This is a genomic window from Candidatus Omnitrophota bacterium, from assembly GCA_018830005.1.
Lineage (GTDB): Bacteria > Omnitrophota > Gorgyraeia > JAHJTE01 > JAHJTE01 > JAHJTE01.
On sequence record JAHJTE010000003.1, the window covers coordinates 235,942 to 251,317 of the forward strand.

Annotated in this window: 13 protein-coding genes and 1 tRNA gene; all 14 read right to left on the reverse strand. The window is 41.4% G+C overall.

What is annotated here, in order from left to right; translation table 11 throughout:
* Positions 1-14: 14 nt before the first annotated feature.
* Positions 15-953 carry a ribose-phosphate pyrophosphokinase gene (locus KJ593_07875; protein ID MBU2541801.1) on the reverse strand — a complete coding sequence of 313 codons (939 nt, stop codon included), beginning with the start codon at positions 951-953 and terminating at the stop codon, positions 15-17.
* A 1-nt stretch (position 954) separates the two neighbouring features.
* Entirely contained in the window at positions 955-2,229 is a 1,275-nt protein-coding gene (locus tag KJ593_07880; GenBank protein MBU2541802.1) for an NTP transferase domain-containing protein, read from the reverse strand.
* A 132-nt stretch (positions 2,230-2,361) separates the two neighbouring features.
* Positions 2,362-2,433 (reverse strand) — tRNA-Gln (locus KJ593_07885).
* 17 nt (positions 2,434-2,450) lie between these two features.
* Entirely contained in the window at positions 2,451-2,867 is a 417-nt protein-coding gene (locus KJ593_07890) for a septation protein SpoVG family protein (GenBank protein ID MBU2541803.1), read from the reverse strand.
* 141 nt (positions 2,868-3,008) lie between these two features.
* Positions 3,009-3,977, reverse strand: coding sequence for a 4-(cytidine 5'-diphospho)-2-C-methyl-D-erythritol kinase (ispE, locus tag KJ593_07895; protein MBU2541804.1), 969 nt, complete (start codon positions 3,975-3,977; stop codon positions 3,009-3,011).
* Positions 3,977-4,918 carry a transketolase family protein gene (locus KJ593_07900; protein MBU2541805.1) on the reverse strand — a complete coding sequence of 314 codons (942 nt, stop codon included), beginning with the start codon at positions 4,916-4,918 and terminating at the stop codon, positions 3,977-3,979. Before KJ593_07900 ends, ispE begins: the two co-directional genes overlap by 1 nt.
* A 2-nt stretch (positions 4,919-4,920) precedes the next feature.
* Positions 4,921-5,739, reverse strand: coding sequence for a transketolase (locus KJ593_07905; GenBank protein MBU2541806.1), 819 nt, complete (start codon positions 5,737-5,739; stop codon positions 4,921-4,923).
* Positions 5,732-6,721, reverse strand: a complete 990-nt coding sequence (locus KJ593_07910; GenBank protein ID MBU2541807.1) for a tetratricopeptide repeat protein — start codon at positions 6,719-6,721, stop codon at positions 5,732-5,734. The genes KJ593_07905 and KJ593_07910 overlap by 8 nt, the downstream gene beginning before the upstream one ends.
* A gap of 280 nt (positions 6,722-7,001) precedes the next feature.
* The gene (locus KJ593_07915; protein MBU2541808.1) at positions 7,002-7,874 is read right to left on the reverse strand and encodes an ATP phosphoribosyltransferase; all 873 of its coding nucleotides are present in this window, start codon (positions 7,872-7,874) and stop codon (positions 7,002-7,004) included.
* A gap of 84 nt (positions 7,875-7,958) precedes the next feature.
* Positions 7,959-8,648 (reverse strand): 4Fe-4S binding protein, encoded by a 690-nt coding sequence (locus tag KJ593_07920; GenBank protein ID MBU2541809.1) that lies wholly within the window; start codon positions 8,646-8,648, stop codon positions 7,959-7,961.
* Positions 8,630-10,519 carry a tRNA uridine-5-carboxymethylaminomethyl(34) synthesis enzyme MnmG gene (gene mnmG / locus KJ593_07925; GenBank protein ID MBU2541810.1) on the reverse strand — a complete coding sequence of 630 codons (1,890 nt, stop codon included), beginning with the start codon at positions 10,517-10,519 and terminating at the stop codon, positions 8,630-8,632. Before mnmG ends, KJ593_07920 begins: the two co-directional genes overlap by 19 nt.
* Positions 10,520-10,589: 70 nt before the next feature.
* On the reverse strand, positions 10,590-11,876 hold the full coding sequence (gene apgM, locus KJ593_07930) for a 2,3-bisphosphoglycerate-independent phosphoglycerate mutase (GenBank protein MBU2541811.1): 1,287 nt from the start codon (positions 11,874-11,876) through the stop codon (positions 10,590-10,592).
* Between the two features lie 25 nt (positions 11,877-11,901).
* Positions 11,902-14,190: a vitamin B12-dependent ribonucleotide reductase gene (locus tag KJ593_07935; GenBank protein MBU2541812.1), complete on the reverse strand. Its 2,289-nt coding sequence runs from the start codon at positions 14,188-14,190 to the stop codon at positions 11,902-11,904.
* Between the two features lie 181 nt (positions 14,191-14,371).
* Positions 14,372-15,367 (reverse strand): LacI family transcriptional regulator, encoded by a 996-nt coding sequence (locus KJ593_07940; GenBank protein MBU2541813.1) that lies wholly within the window; start codon positions 15,365-15,367, stop codon positions 14,372-14,374.
* Positions 15,368-15,376 lie beyond the last annotated feature (9 nt).

Consider the following 15,376-nt stretch of genomic DNA (forward strand, 5'->3'; position numbering starts at 1 on the left):
TGCATTAAATATTTTTAATCATCAAACAAACAACTTACTGACTCTTCTCTGTGGATTCTTTTTATCGCCTCTCCCAGAAGCGGAGCCACAGAAAGAACCTTAATCCGAGAGCCTTCACTTTTATCAAGCAAGGGTATTGTATCAGTAATTACCAATTCCTTTAAAATTGATTTTTCAATGCGGCTTATTGCATCTTCAGATAACACACCGTGCGCCACAGCTGCGTAGATATCGCAAGCCCCTGCCTTTCTTAAGGCAACAGCAGCCTCAATAAGTGAACTTCCGGTAGCAGTCAAATCATCAACGACTATACAATCCTTTCCCTTAACCTCTCCCAATATATTCATAATCTCAATCTGATCAGGAGAAAGGCGCCGTTTATCTACTATAGCCAACTGCGCAGACATCCTCTTGGCGTAGGCACGTGCCATTTTGATACCACCCACATCAGGAGACACAATTACTAAATTCTCTAATTCTAATTTAGAAAAATAATCAACGAAAACATTTATAGCGAACAAATGGTCCAGCGGAATATCAAAAAAGCCTTGAATCTGACCCGCATGTAGATCAATTGTCAGGACTCTATCTGCCCCAGCACTAGTTAGGAGATTAGCTACAAGCTTTGCGGTTATGGGAACACGCGGCTGATCTTTCCTGTCCTGGCGGGCGTAACCATAATAAGGTATAACAGCAGTAATCCTGGCGCTCGATGCTCGTTTGAGTGCATCAATCATAATTAAAAGCTCCATGAGGTTATCATTGGGAGGCGGACAAGTCGGCTGAATAACAAATACGTCTTTACCCCGCACGTTCTCGTTAATCTTAACCCGAATCTCACCTTCACTAAAACTAGTAATCAATGCATCGGCTAATTTCAGCCTTAGATATTTACAGATATCTTCTGCTAATTTACGATTAGCGTTTCCAGTAAATACAGTCAATTTATCCATTTTATCCTCTCTTCTTATTGATAATTCTAGCTGGAACTCCCACTGCTACTTTGCCTTTTGGCACATTTCTCTTTTTTACAAGTACTGAACCCGCACCTGTAACAGCAGTTTTGCCTACCTTTACAGGAGCAATTAAAACTGTATCACAACCAATAAATGCGCCATCTTCGATGTGCGTCTTATGCTTAGTTAAGCCATCAAAATTAGCGGTGACTGAACCTGCGCCAACATTGACTTTTTTTCCAATAGAACAATCACCCAGATAGCCAAAATGCTTTATGATGGTTCCTGAGCCAACACGCGTGCGAGAAAGTTCAACGAAATTTCCCACTGTCACATTGTCATCCAAATGTACATCTTTTCTTAAGCGCGCAAAGGGTCCGATAGAACAATCCTTGCCAATCACTACCTGAGTTTCAATATATGTAAAAGGATAGATAACTGTCTCCGTACCAATCTTCACATTTGCTTCAATATAGGTATTTGCAGGATCCATGATCTTTACGCCCTCTGCCAAAAAGCCACTAACAATTCTCGAGGACATAATTCTCGCAGCCTTGGCAAGATCAGCTGCAGAATTAATACCCAAGATTTCCTCCAGGGTCTGGGCGCTGACTACACCTACTCCTTGAGTAAGTAAGATCCCGATCGCATCCGTCAAATAATATTCATTCTTATTTTTGCGGCGCCTAATCTGACCAAGCGCACGGCCTAGGACGCCTTTCTTAAAACAATATATGCCGCTATTAATTTCTCCTATCTGTTTTTCTTCCTCGCACAAATCTATCTCTTCTGTGATCCTCTCTACCTGACCTGTCTTGTTTCTTATAACCCTGCCGTAACCTGCCGGCGATTCAGAAACAGCGCTTAACAATGTAGCCGCTCTCAGAGAGTGCATATGTGAATCAATTAACCTCTTAATAGTAGCGACTTTAAAAAGCGCAACATCAGCATTAATAACAAATATATCTGAAGCTGCCTTAGCGACTTTAGATAAAGCAGATTTTAAGGCATCTGCTGTACCTAAAGGCTTGAGTTGAATTGCAACCTTTATTCTTTGATTCCTGGCCTCTAATTTGCGCTTTAGGAATAGAAGCTCTTTATTCAAGACAATGACTATTTCTTTAAAATCATTTACCTTCAATAAATTATCAATAACCGTATCCAGTAATGTCCTGCCGCAAAGCGGAATGAGCACCTTGGGTTTTTTGGACTTCATGCGTACGCCTTTACCAGCAGCAAGAACCACGGCACTAATACATCTGTTTTTCTTCATACAAATTTGAGCTTAAATTTTAATGAGCTGACTAACCGCCTCTATTTAACAGGTGGGATTTGTTCAAAGAGACGGGGATAATTTCAGGTCATGCCCAACGAGGTTTCCTAAATTAGGGGCTCTCTCCAATTGCTGGGACGTCTGGACTCGAACCAGAATACCGAGACCCAAATTCTCGTGTCCTACCAATTAGACGACATCCCAATTAATTCGCTATTTTATTAAGCTATCCTTTCGCCAGTATTCCCCTGAACTACTGACGGACCCTTAGACCTTTCAAGTTCGTAGGCATCCAAGACCTTCTTCTGAAGATATTCTCGGAAACTCTGCGTGATAGGATGGGCAATATCCCTGTGTTCTGACTCGGTTCTCGCCTGAGGAGATTGTGCCCTGCTAACGTCAGGTACCTGACCACCGCATTGATTGCAGAATTTAGCGCGAGCCTCATTTCTAAATGAACATTTTGGACACAAATACTTGATCTTCCGGGAAGGCATGGCAATAAACAGGCCGCTGTTACCTTCAATAACTTTGATATTGCGCACAACAAATGCATTATCAAATGTTACAGTAGCATAGGCCTTTAGTTTCTTATCCGGGCTTTCCTTTAAGAATATTCTTGTTTCTGTTATCTCCATAGTTGGTTTCGCCTCCTTCGACTCGCTTCGCTCGCTCAAGGCCTTTTACACAGAAGTATTGAGCGAAATCGAAGCACTCCCTTAATGAATGCCTCACCTCTTACACCAAAGCAAACAGGGCGTAAGAATCGCCTACGTGAACTAGAACGTCCTAACAACAAAAGTGCGCCAATCTCTAAATTTGGCGAGCTTCTTTTTTAGGTCTTCTGCCTCCTTTCTTGAGTGTAGGATACCAAATACACTGGGGCCACTACCAGACATGCCCACATATTTAACACCAAAAGAACGTAACATGCGCTTTATCTTGCTTATCTGGGGCGCAAAAAAGACAGCAGCCTGCTCCAGGCTGTTATGATTAGCCTGCAAATGTATACTCAAATTACTAGATCTAGCCAAGCGGGAAATCAACCTTGCTAGAGAGACCCCTTTATCTCTATTAAGCTTATCCAAAGGGCTTAACATAGTAACATTTTTTGTCTCTTTTGTCAATGTTCGCGTAGGGCTCTTATTTGGAGCTTTTCTACCCTTGGATTCTTCTGATTTTAGCCTATCAAACTGCCTATAGACTTTCTTTGTTGATAAAAAAACATCCGGGACTACTAAAATATGCCAAAGACGCAAATCTGTCTTCAACTGCCGCAGGAGTTGGCCGCGTCCAGTAACTAAACTAAAACTGCTATTTCTCAGGAAAAATCCTACATCTGAACCAATGCAGGCAGCAATACCAGAAAGCTCAATTTTACCTAACTTCAATTTCCACAACTGGTTTAACGCCAAAATTACTGCCGCAGCATCCGAAGAACCACCGCCTAGACCAGCAGCAACAGGTATATTTTTCAAAATAGCAATATTAACACCATCTCTAATTGAAAACCTACACTTTAATAGCTTGGCTGCCTTGTATGCGAGATTACCAGCTCCTCCCGGCACCTTAGGATGAGTGCAGGATACAGTAATCTTGCTATCATCCCTGGGAGTAACTCTTATATTGTCAAAGAGATTAATGCGTTCGAACAAGCTCTGGATATTATGATATCCATCTCGCCGCCTACTTAAGACACGTAAGAGGAGATTCAACTTTGCCGGAGCCTTAATAGATAAAGAACGCATTAGGAATATTTATCTAAAAGCCCTTTGGCAGATTCGACAATTCTTCCAGCAGTCAAGCCGTACTCTTCTAATAATTCTTCTGATTCTCCTGACTGACCAAAACGATTGTCTATGCCAATTCTATTTACATATATTGGTTTGTGCGCTAAAACAACATCATCAATTGCTGAACCCAGGCCTCCATTTATAACGTGTTCTTCACAAACCACTATACCCTTAGTTTCTTTGCAGGCGTTTATAATGACTTCTGAATCCACAGGCCTGATTGTATGCATATTAATAACCCGCGCATCTATGCCTCCTTTGGCAAGCTCCTGACTCGCTAAGAGCGCCTGCTCAACCATAATCCCGCAGGCAATTATTGTTATATCTTTTCCCTGACGCAGGCAATAGGCCTTGCCAATTTTAAATTCAGCCTTAGATTCAATCGTAGGAGTCTTTGCTCTACCCAGGCGTATATACATTGGGCCTGGATTCTTAACAGCAGCAAATATTGCCTGAGTTGTTTCTTGCGCATCAACAGGCACTATTATAGTCATATTATCAGGGATGGCACGCATAAGCGCGATATCTTCAATTGCATGGTGACTGCAGCCATCCGGACCAACGGTTATGCCGCCGTGAGTAGCAACTATCTTAACATCAAAGTTATTAGCACAAATTGAATTGCGCACCTGATCCCAGGCGCGGCCAGAAGCAAAGATCGCAAATGTAGAAGCAAATACAGTTTTGCCGCAACTGGCCAGGCCAGCAGCAGTCGCCATCATATTCTGTTCTGCAACGCCAAAATTAAAAAAGCGCTCCGGGAACTCCTTGGCAAACATTGCTGTTCGCGTCGAGCCAGAAAGATCAGCATCTAAAACAACAATATTAGGATTCTCTTTCCCTAAGGCAACTAAGGCCTTGCCATATGCATCTCTTGCGTAAAGTTTTTCACCCATAACTATTCTAATTCCTTAAGTGCCTTCTTCGTCTCTTCCTCGTTAGGTGCACGACCATGAAAATCTACTACATGCTCCATAAAAGAAACGCCTTTGCCTTTTACTGTCTTGGCAATAATAACTGATGGTTTGCCTTTAATGCTGGCTGCCTCCTCAAATGCCCGCAGGATTTCTCCTATATTGTGGCCATCTATTACTATCGTATGCCAACCAAATGCCTTCCATTTATCTGCCAAAGGCTCAATTTCCATTATCTCTGAAACCTTTCCGTCAATCTGGAATCCATTCTGATCAACAATAGCGCAGAGATTATCGCATTTATAGTGTGCGGCAGCCATTGCTGCTTCCCAGACGTTTCCCTCCTGCATCTCTCCATCGCCTAAAAGCACAAACACACGATAAGACAGTTTATCCAGGCGTGCTGCCAATGACATCCCCAAGCCAACCGACAGACCCTGACCCAAGGAACCACTCGCTACCTCTATTCCCGGCGTTCTCCTGTCAGGATGTCCTTGTAATAACGAACCGAGTTTCCGTAAGCTGCTTAGCTGGGATTTATCAAAATAACCACATTCAGCTAGTGCTGCATAAAGCACTGGACAGGCATGGCCTTTGGATAGATGAAATCTGTCTCTCTCTGGCCAAGCCGGATTAGCAGGATCTATGTTTAAGACATGGAAATACAAGACGCTTAAGATATCAGCACAAGACAAAGAACCTCCGGGATGGCCGCTTTTAGCCAGAGAAAGCATATGGATTATTGATTTGCGCAAATCTTTGGCTTTCTCTTCTAATTTTTTAATTTTATCTTTACTAATCATTATCTATAATTAATTTCTTAAGCTTGTCTTCTATGCCTTTCTTAGTCGCCTCATCAATAGTTTTAAGTTTTATACTTCTCTGCCAAATATCCTGTGCTTTTTCAAACTCTCCCATACCTGAATAAACATCTCCCAGATGGTCGAAGATAACAGGATCCTCGAGAAGCCTGGATGCCTCTTCCAGCAATCCCTGCGCTTTTTCAAATTCTCCCTTCTTAAAATATACCCATCCCAGGCTGTCTATATATGCGGCATTGTCAGGGTGTTGCTCGAGTGCTTTATTGATCAATTCCTCTGCCTCGTTAAGATTCTTACCCATCTGGGCATACACATAACCTAAGGCATTTAAGGCATCGGGATTTTCTGGCTCAAATTCAAGAATGCCTTTAAACTCAGCTATAGCCTTTGTGCGTAAACCTTGCTCATCAAAAATAAGACCAGTAAATAATTTAGCATTAACATCCTTAGGATCAATGTCTAATATAAATTTAAACTGCTCTAAGGCCTTGTCGTATTTTTTCTGTTGAAAGTAAAGCTGCCCAAGATATTGATGTGTTGCTAAATTCTCAGGGTCCTCCTTTGATACCTGTTTTAAGACAATCTCATATTGAATTTCTGCCAGTTGCAATTCACCTAAGGATGAATACACAAAAGCAAGTAAGGTGCGCGCCTGCAGGTTATCCGGGTTAAGCTCCAATGAGCGGTTTAATTCATCGACGGCCTTATTTTCTTGTCCCAGCTTTATGTACTCAACCGCGATTTTTAAATTAGTAGTATCAGAATCTGGATCATAGCGCTTAGACTGTTCAAATTCTGAAAGGGCCTCTTGCGTCTTATTGAGCTGGTCAAAAAGAATGCCCATCATATAATGGGCATATGCTCTAGATTTGTCTTTATCAACATCAAATGGCAGGTTACAAGGAGTAAGCCCTAGAAAAGAAAAAAGAATAACAGCTACAAACAAAAAGCGCAACAGTGACATAAATAAACCCCGTTAGAGACAAATAACACGTAGGTAATTGTCAGGCCCTTTAGAGAACTTTAAAAACGTTAAAGTTTTCCTCTAGCAGGGTAAATCAACCTAAGTAAATTATTGATGCCTATTAACCCCAAGCACGTTTTTTCAAGTGTCTGCGCTTACGCAGCGCCTTTTTTCTCTTGTGAGTACGGATTTTTCTTCTTTTTCTTTTTTTACCGCAAGGCATAAAATCTCCTCAAATTATTATCTGTCTTTAGCCAGAGACAGACATTGATACAAGAATTTATAATATTATCTTATTAAGTGGATATTCGACGATTCCCTCTGCACCAGCGCGCTTCAGCTTAGGGATAATCTTACGAACAATAAATTCTTCAACTATCGTCTCAACAGCCAACCAGCCAGGATTACTGAGATGAGAGACTGTGGGCTTCTTTAAAGCTGGTAAAACAGCCAAGACGCTGTTTAGATTCTTGGCATTAACGTTCATCTTAAGACCAACTTTTCCTTCAGCACTTATTGCCCCTTCAAGAAGCATGGCAAGTTCTAAGATCTTAGCCTTCTTCCATTTATCCTTGAAGCTTTTCGGGTTGGCAATAAGTTTCGTGGTAGATTCACATACTGTAGCAAGTATTTTTAATTTATTTGCCTTTAAGGAAGTTCCGGTTTCAGTAAGTTCCACGATTGCCTCCACCAGTCCTTGCGCTACCTTTGCCTCTGTGGCTCCCCAGCTAAATTCAACATTGGCCTTGACCTTATTTCGCTTTAGGAATTTACGGGTTACATTCACAAGTTCTGTAGCAATCTGTTTACCTTTTAGGTCTTTCACCTTTTTTATAGATGAGCCTTCCGGGACAGCGATGACCCAACGCACAGGACACATCGACTGCTTGGCATAGACTAGTTCCTTAACCCGAATAACCCGCGCATTATTTTCCTGAATCCAATCCTCACCTGTAATACCACAGTCGAGGTCTGTCTCTACATAGCGCGGCATCTCCTGAGCCCGCAGCAAGACTGGTTCGATTTCAACGTCATCGATGCTGGGAGAATAAGAACGCGCACCTACATTAATTTTAAAACCTGCCTTAAGGAACATCCTCAAAGTTGCCTCCTGTAAGCTCCCTTTCGGCAGGCCTAACTTTAGCTTCTTCATCTAATTTTTCCTATTCCATTGTGTTAATAAAACTTATGATTTTATTATACAATCTAAACCTAATTTTGTAAAGAGAAAATGGGCTCATATTCCTAAAGCCCCTCCCTTACATGCCTTAACACATACTCCGCAGATATATTGGCCGACTAAGCCGCTTTTTTGAAAACTTTGAAGTTTCTCAAAACACTTCTGATGAGAAAAATCATCTGTTTTTTCTCCTATTGCATCTACAGGACAGGCCTCTATGCAACTGCGGCATTGGCCGCAATCTTCTTCTATTTTAGGCTTATTAGCCCTCAAGGTCATATCAGTTAATATACTTGTCAATCTAAACTGAGAGCCAAATTCCTTAGTTACCAATAAATTATTCCTGCCAATCCAGCCTAATCCTGCTAGATAGCCGATTTTTTTATGTGATATATGAGCAGTTTGCTTTTGCCAATCAATAATCTGAGAAGCAGCAATGGGCAAGGCCTGAAACCCCTTACTCTGAATAAAATTCGCCAATCTAAAACTTACCTGATCAAGAAAAACATTTGCGCTGCGGTAGTGATGAAAATATATCTTATTAGGGCAATCTCCTATTGTATCCAAAATTGCCTTACTTAAAGATATACCTAAGCATACAGCACGCTTGAATCCATCTGGCAGGTCTTGCGCTAGCTTAATTTCCTGCCTGATACCAGTAATATCTGCAACGCCAAAAAGCCTTACCCCTAACCTTATCGCCTCATCTTTTAGACTATGGTAATTCTTTATCGGGTCTGTAAGCATTTTTTATCAGGTGATTTTGTTTGTTTTTTTAGCCAGATCATCAGAAGTGAAATGCTTGCCGGCGTAACCCCAGAGATACGCAAGGCCTGCGCCATGTTAGAAGGCCTAAAGTAACCTAGCTTCTCTTTTACCTCTCGCGAGAGCCCGGAGATTTTAGAAAAATCCAACCTTGGCGGAATCTTTATTTTTTCTAGATTCCGGAAACGCTTTATCTCTTCTATCTGGCGCTTAACGAATGGTGCATATTTAACTTCGCTGTTTATGCTCTGATAAAGATTATCCTCTATTTTGCCTTCAAAATCAAAATATTTTAGTTTTTGATAGGTAATTTCAGGCCGCCTTAATAATTCTTCTAGGCTTATGGATTTTTTCAAAGGTGTGCTTTTAATATCCTTCAATATAGAATTTATGCGTTTATCAGGCTTGATCTTTGTTTTTCTTAATCTATCCAGTTCTGCTGCGATATTTTTTTTCTTCTCCAGCATAGACTGATAATCGCTTTCATCCACCAGACCTAACTCATAGCCAAACTTGCGCAAGCGTAAATCTGCATTGTCTTCGCGCAAAAGGAGTCGATGTTCCACGCGTGAAGTAAACATCCTGAATGGTTCATCTGTGCCTTTACTTACCAGCTCATCAATTAACACGCCAATATAACTTATAGTCCTGCTTAAAATAAATGGCTGCCTAGCCTTGATCTTTAAACCAGCATTGATTCCAGCTATCAACCCTAAGGCCGCTGCTTCTTCATAACCAGTAGTACCATTAATTTGACCGGCAAGATAAAGATTCTTGAAATTTTTACTCTCCAAGGTTGGGTGTAGTTGAGTCGCGCAAATAACCTCATGCTCTATACCATAACCAGGACGACTGAATTTAGCATCCTCCAATCCTCTAATCGAATGAAACATTTTAATCTGGACCTTTTCTGGCAGGCTGGTAGAAAGCCCGTTAGGATAATACTCCTCCTTATCCAGGCCTTCAGGCTCAAGGAAAATCTGATGTCGTAGGTGGTGCGGAAATTTTACAACCTTATCTTCAATAGAAGGGCAGTAGCGTACTCCGCTGGCCTTAATCTTTCCGGTAAAAAGCGGCGAGAACCTCAAGGCCTTCTTTATAATCTTGTGGGTGTCAGCGTTTGTGTGGGTAATAAAGCAAGGCAGCTGCTTCAAGCTGCTTGGTCTGCCAGCAAAAGAAAAAGGAATAGGATTAGAATCCGGCAGCTGAATCTTACATTTAGAAAAATCAATTGTCTCTTGCCTGATACGTGCACAAGTGCCTGTTTTAAATCTCTTGATCTTAAATTTAAGTTTCTTTAAATTTTCAGATAGTGATACAGAAGCGGTCTCATTCAATCTGCCGCCAGGAAAAGATTTTAATCCGATGTGCATAAGACCATTGAGAAATGTCCCGGGTGTAATAATTACTGCCTTTGCAAATATCGCATCACCTTTTGAGGTTCGCACACCATGAGCCTTTTTATTTTTGATAATGATCTCAGTTACCTCGCAAATATGTAAGGTGATATTTTCTGTCCTGGCTATCAGATTAGTCATGTAGTCTCTATAGAGTCTTCTGTCTATCTGGCATCTGCTAGAACGAACTGCAGGTCCCTTTGACATATTAAGCATTCTGTATCCTATGGAGCAATTATCAGCAGCCTCACCCATTGCTCCGCCTAAGGCATCAACCTCCTTAACCAACTGACCTTTGCCCACACCGCCAATTGCTGGATTGCAACTCATAGCGCCTATCGTATCCTGTCTTAGAGTACAAAGGGCTGTTACACAGCCCATGCGTGCACAAGAAAGACTTGCCTCAATGCCGGCATGACCTGCGCCTACAACTATTACATCGTAATCTCTTCTCATATCAAAATATCTTAAGGTTTGAAACAGGAAAGCGCAAAACGAAAATTAAAAACTTATAATAATGGCGGGTTTATTCCTTTGCCAACTTAACCAAAAGACCCATAAGGTCTTTGCCTAAAAGCGTACCTAAACTCCCCTTGCTGCACGCTTTCTCAGAGAAGCTCAAGGCTCCTTCGGGTTTTATGCCTGAGGCGCTGATTAACAAAGGTACAGGATCAGCAGAATGTGCCTTAATTTTACAAACTGTAGAGTGATCAGCCGTAACGGCAATTAGAACATTAGACAAATCATTTTTCTTTTTCAACAGCTGGCCAAAAAAGAATTTATCAATTGCCTCGATCGATTTCTTTTTCTTCGCATAATCACCGTCATGCGCTGGCTCATCTGGTCCTTTAATGTGAATATACAATCCGTCAAATTCATTGATCCTCTCATATGCAATCTTGGCCCAGATTCCATAGTCAACATCCAAATGCCCAGTCTGGGAAGGCACCTCTACGATATCAATTCCAGTAAGCAGGGCTATACCGCGTTCAACCGGCATTTCCACAAATGAACCAAACTTAACTTTATATTCTTCGCTAACAGGCGGAAATTTAGGAAGTCTATTGCCCGCATCACGGGAAAGAATAACATTTGCTGACAACTTACCGTCTTGGATACGTTTTTTATTAACAAAAGACTTATTCAGAACCTCGTTAGATTTTTTAGTAAATTCATTAATAAGCCTTGCTGCTTCTTGGGCAGAAGATGAATCGCCTGCTTCAGCAACAACCTGCGCCTCTTTTAGGCGCATTTGGAATTTCTCCTTTGCTATACCAAAAAAGCCCTGCTTTTCATAGGCAGGATCTGTATTACTGATGCCAGCGCTTAAATTCCCATTTTTGCTTCTTATTACAAGAACACCCCGATGTCCTATCGTGTTTTTAAATTCAAAAGTGGCGTCGGTTAAATTCACATTAGCGTTAATCTCTTTTGCCAAGGCAGTTGCTTCTTGGGTGGAAAGGTTTCTTCCTACCCTGCGGTCCTTAATAGTTACACCATCATCAGCCACTGTTGCAAAATTCACCCTAAAGGCAATATCCCCATCTTTGACTTCTATGCCTTCGGCAAAGGACTCTAATGGACCCCTGCCTGTATAATACTTATGTGCATCGTAGCCTAATAAACTAATAACTGCAATGTCTGATTCAGGCGCAATGCCTTCACCCACTGTATACATAAGGCCTGTAATTCCAGTTTGGGCCAGTCTATCCATATGCGGAGTAAGTGCTGCCTCAAGCGGAGTCTTATTACCCAGCTCTTTAATCGGCTGATCACCCAAGCCATCTAAAACCACGTAAAGAATCTTTTTCATACAAAAAATTACCTTATATTTTTATCTAGCACTTAGAATATCCGCACGCGTAACATTTAATACAGCCTTCTTCATGCCGCAGGGCGCCGCCACAATCAGGGCATACCCCGACAATATTTGCGCTGCGAAGAACTCTGTTTATGACACGCTCCTCGTTAACTAAGATATCCTCCTTACTTGCTGCCTCATCCTCTACGTCCTCATTTGAGGTATCTAGCAATCTCTTCTCAACCACGCGGGAAATAGCATCAGCGCAAGAGAAAATGCGCACACCTTTCTCCCAAGAAGGAGACGGACATCGTATGCCTCTTAATTGCTCAATAATTGATTTTACGTCTAAATCAGAACGCAAAGACAAAGAAACAAGCCTGCCAATAGCCTCTAATTGACTAGCAGCACAGCCTCCTGCCTTGCCCATCTGAGTAAAGACCTCAAATGGCCTGCCTTTTTCATCGGAATTTATCGTTACATAGAGATTACCGCAACCTGTGGCGACCTTTGTCGTAGTACCGCAGACAACCTCAGGTCTTGCCCTGGGAATAATCTTCTTCTTGAAGGCATCAGTATCTGGTTCGTCTTTGTCTTTAGCTTTATTTATATTTAAGACCTGCTCTTCTCTGCTGCCATCACGATAGATTGTAACACCTTTGCATCCTAGCCTATACGCTAACATATAAACTTCGCTGACATTATCTTCAGTAGCATCATTGGGAAAATTTACTGTTTTGGATACGGCATTATCCGTGTATTTCTGAAATGCAGCCTGCATGCGGATGTGCCAGGTCGGCGAGATATCGTGCGCAGTCACAAAAATCTTGCGCACATCCTGGGGTATCTCCTGAATCTCTGCTATAGAATTTGCCTCAGCGACTTTTTCCATCAACTCCTTAGAATAAAAACCTCTTTCCTTGGCCACCTGCTCGAATATTGAATCAACCTCAACAAGCTTATCCTTATCCATGACATTCCGATAATAAGAAATAGCAAATACAGGTTCTATACCAGAAGAACAAGGCCCGGCAATAATACTAATTGTGCCTGTTGGCGCAATTGTAGTTACTGTTGCATTCCTTAAAAACAAAGGTGGATCAGACTTGGCATAAATACTTTTATTAAATGCAGGAAATGTCCCGCGCTCATTTGCAAGCTCAGCTGATTTTTTTCTTGCTTCATCTAAGATAAACGACATTAATTTCTCAGCCAAGACCACAGCCTCTTCGCTGTTATAAGGAGTCCCTAATAAAAACAGTAAACTTGCCCAACCCATCACGCCTAAACCAATCTTACGAGTTAGTTTTGTCTTGGTCTCGATCTCGGATAAAGGAAACTTATTTAAATCAATAACATTATCCAGAAAATGCACTGCAGTATGGGTGATGCGTTTTAACCTCTGCCAGTCTATATCGGATTTAGCGCCTTCCTTCTTAACCATTAAGGAAAGGTTTATAGAACCTAAATTACAACTCTCATACGGCAAGAGGACCTGTTCTCCACAGGGATTAGTTGACTCATACATTCCCAACTCTGGCGTAGGATTAAATTTATTCATCTTATCAATGAAGATAATCCCTGGTTCACCATTATTGTGTGCCATCTTTACAATCAAATCAAAGACTTCCTTGCTATTAAGCTTGCCTGTCGCTTCCTTTGTATGCGGGTCAATCAAATCATAGTCTTGGCCTGCCTCTAATTTCTTCATAAAATCATCTGTAACAGCCACGGATATGTTGAAATTATTTATCTTTTTATCTTCGTGCTTGCATTTAATAAATTCTAAGATATCTGGATGGTCAACCCGCAGTATTCCCATGTTCGCCCCACGACGAGCTCCACCCTGTTTCACAGCCTCAGTCGCAGCATCAAAGACCTTCATAAAGGAAACCGGCCCAGAGGCAACACCTCCCGTAGATTTAACTACTGAATTCTTAGGGCGCAAACGAGAGAAGGAAAAACCCGTGCCACCGCCACTTTTATGGATCATAGCCGTTGACTTTATTGCTTCAAAAATACTTTCCATGGCATCATCTACGGGGAGAACAAAACAAGCTGATAACTGACCTAGCTCCTTTCCCGCATTCATAAGTGTGGGTGAATTTGGCATAAATTCTAAGTTAGTCATTGCCTCATAAAATCTAGATGCGGTCTTCTCAAGCTTGGCCCTATCTGCAGCGTAGAGTTTATCAGCAGAGGCTATAGCCTTAGCAACCCTCTCAAACATCTCCTGGGGGGTTTCTATAACTTTTGCCTTGCTATCCTTTTTTAGATAACGCCGTTCTAACACTGTTATGGCATTCTGGGAAAGCTTAACGGACATGTTCACACCTCATTGAATATGATTACGGGGATTATTGAAATTAAGATTTTCTTTAGAACGATCTCAAGTGCTAAAAAGTATACATCTGTTTTGTTTTTCTGTCAAGCAGAAAAATACTATATATAGTAGATATCTGAAGAAAGGATACAATAGATGGTGGTCATAACCTCGCTGCAGCCCCTTAAACGAATGGCACAACAGAATCGCGAATAACCAATTCTGTTTTGAGAACAGAACTTTTTATTGTCTTGGGTTTTCCGGAAATAATATAGAGCAATGTCTCTAAGGCCTTCTCGCACATTTCAGTCAATGGTTGCCTGACAGTGGTCAATCTGATCGGACCAAAAAGTCCTACAGGATCATCATCAAAACCAATGATTGAAATATCGCTGGGAACCTTGATACCTTTTTCCGATAAACAAGACACTACCTCCATTGCCATATCATCACTTGCCACAAATATAGCAGTCGGCTTATTATGCATCTTAATAATCTTCTCACTTGCGGCCCGAGCAGAATTACGAGAGTAGTCAGCCTTAAATATATACTTTTCATTTACTTGAATTCTGTTATCAGTTAACGCCTTTTTATATCCCTTAAGCCGCTCCTGGGCTGCCTGCGTATGCAGATCACCGCTGATATGAACGATAGACTTATGCCCTAGACTTATAAGATAATTCACTGCCTCACGTGCACCAGCCCTATTATCAATATAAATGCAATTTACATTTTTAGAATCTATTCTTTTGTTGATGACAACACTAGGAATGCCTTGATCTAAGACTTCATCCACCTGATTTTCATTACCAATAACATCGGCAAAGATTATGCCGTCTACTGAACCTAAATTAGGGAAGGCGCGCTTGCCGCCAAGATGAAGCAATAAATCCAACTTCATCCTTTCGCAAATCGTTCCAATAGAACGAATAATTTCAATCGCATAAAATGAATGAAATAATCCACTGTAGCGAGGAATAGCTAAACTAATAGTATTTGCCCTTCCTCCCGCAAGGCGTTGAGCACTTGTATTGGGCCGATACTTTAATTTACGGATAGTCTCTTCAACCTTAAGGCGATTTCTCGAAGTTACAGAGGGGAATTTATTTATAACGCGGGATACTGTTGTGGTAGAAACTGATGCAGCCTTTGCTACATCCAGAATTGTAATTTTTTTCATACTTATAAG

Bases quoted from the DNA above. Each gene is read 5' to 3' on its own strand.
- KJ593_07875 (MBU2541801.1), bottom strand. From the start codon at position 953: ATGGATAAATTGACTGTATTTACTGGAAACGCTAATCGTAAATTAGCA.
- KJ593_07880 (MBU2541802.1), bottom strand. From the start codon at position 2,229: ATGAAGAAAAACAGATGTATTAGTGCCGTGGTTCTTGCTGCTGGTAAA.
- KJ593_07890 (MBU2541803.1), bottom strand. From the start codon at position 2,867: ATGGAGATAACAGAAACAAGAATATTCTTAAAGGAAAGCCCGGATAAG.
- ispE (MBU2541804.1), bottom strand. From the start codon at position 3,977: ATGCGTTCTTTATCTATTAAGGCTCCGGCAAAGTTGAATCTCCTCTTA.
- KJ593_07900 (MBU2541805.1), bottom strand. From the start codon at position 4,918: ATGGGTGAAAAACTTTACGCAAGAGATGCATATGGCAAGGCCTTAGTT.
- KJ593_07905 (MBU2541806.1), bottom strand. From the start codon at position 5,739: ATGATTAGTAAAGATAAAATTAAAAAATTAGAAGAGAAAGCCAAAGAT.
- KJ593_07910 (MBU2541807.1), bottom strand. From the start codon at position 6,721: ATGTCACTGTTGCGCTTTTTGTTTGTAGCTGTTATTCTTTTTTCTTTT.
- KJ593_07915 (MBU2541808.1), bottom strand. From the start codon at position 7,874: ATGAAGAAGCTAAAGTTAGGCCTGCCGAAAGGGAGCTTACAGGAGGCA.
- KJ593_07920 (MBU2541809.1), bottom strand. From the start codon at position 8,648: ATGCTTACAGACCCGATAAAGAATTACCATAGTCTAAAAGATGAGGCG.
- mnmG (MBU2541810.1), bottom strand. From the start codon at position 10,519: ATGAGAAGAGATTACGATGTAATAGTTGTAGGCGCAGGTCATGCCGGC.
- apgM (MBU2541811.1), bottom strand. From the start codon at position 11,876: ATGAAAAAGATTCTTTACGTGGTTTTAGATGGCTTGGGTGATCAGCCG.
- KJ593_07935 (MBU2541812.1), bottom strand. From the start codon at position 14,190: ATGTCCGTTAAGCTTTCCCAGAATGCCATAACAGTGTTAGAACGGCGT.
- KJ593_07940 (MBU2541813.1), bottom strand. From the start codon at position 15,367: ATGAAAAAAATTACAATTCTGGATGTAGCAAAGGCTGCATCAGTTTCT.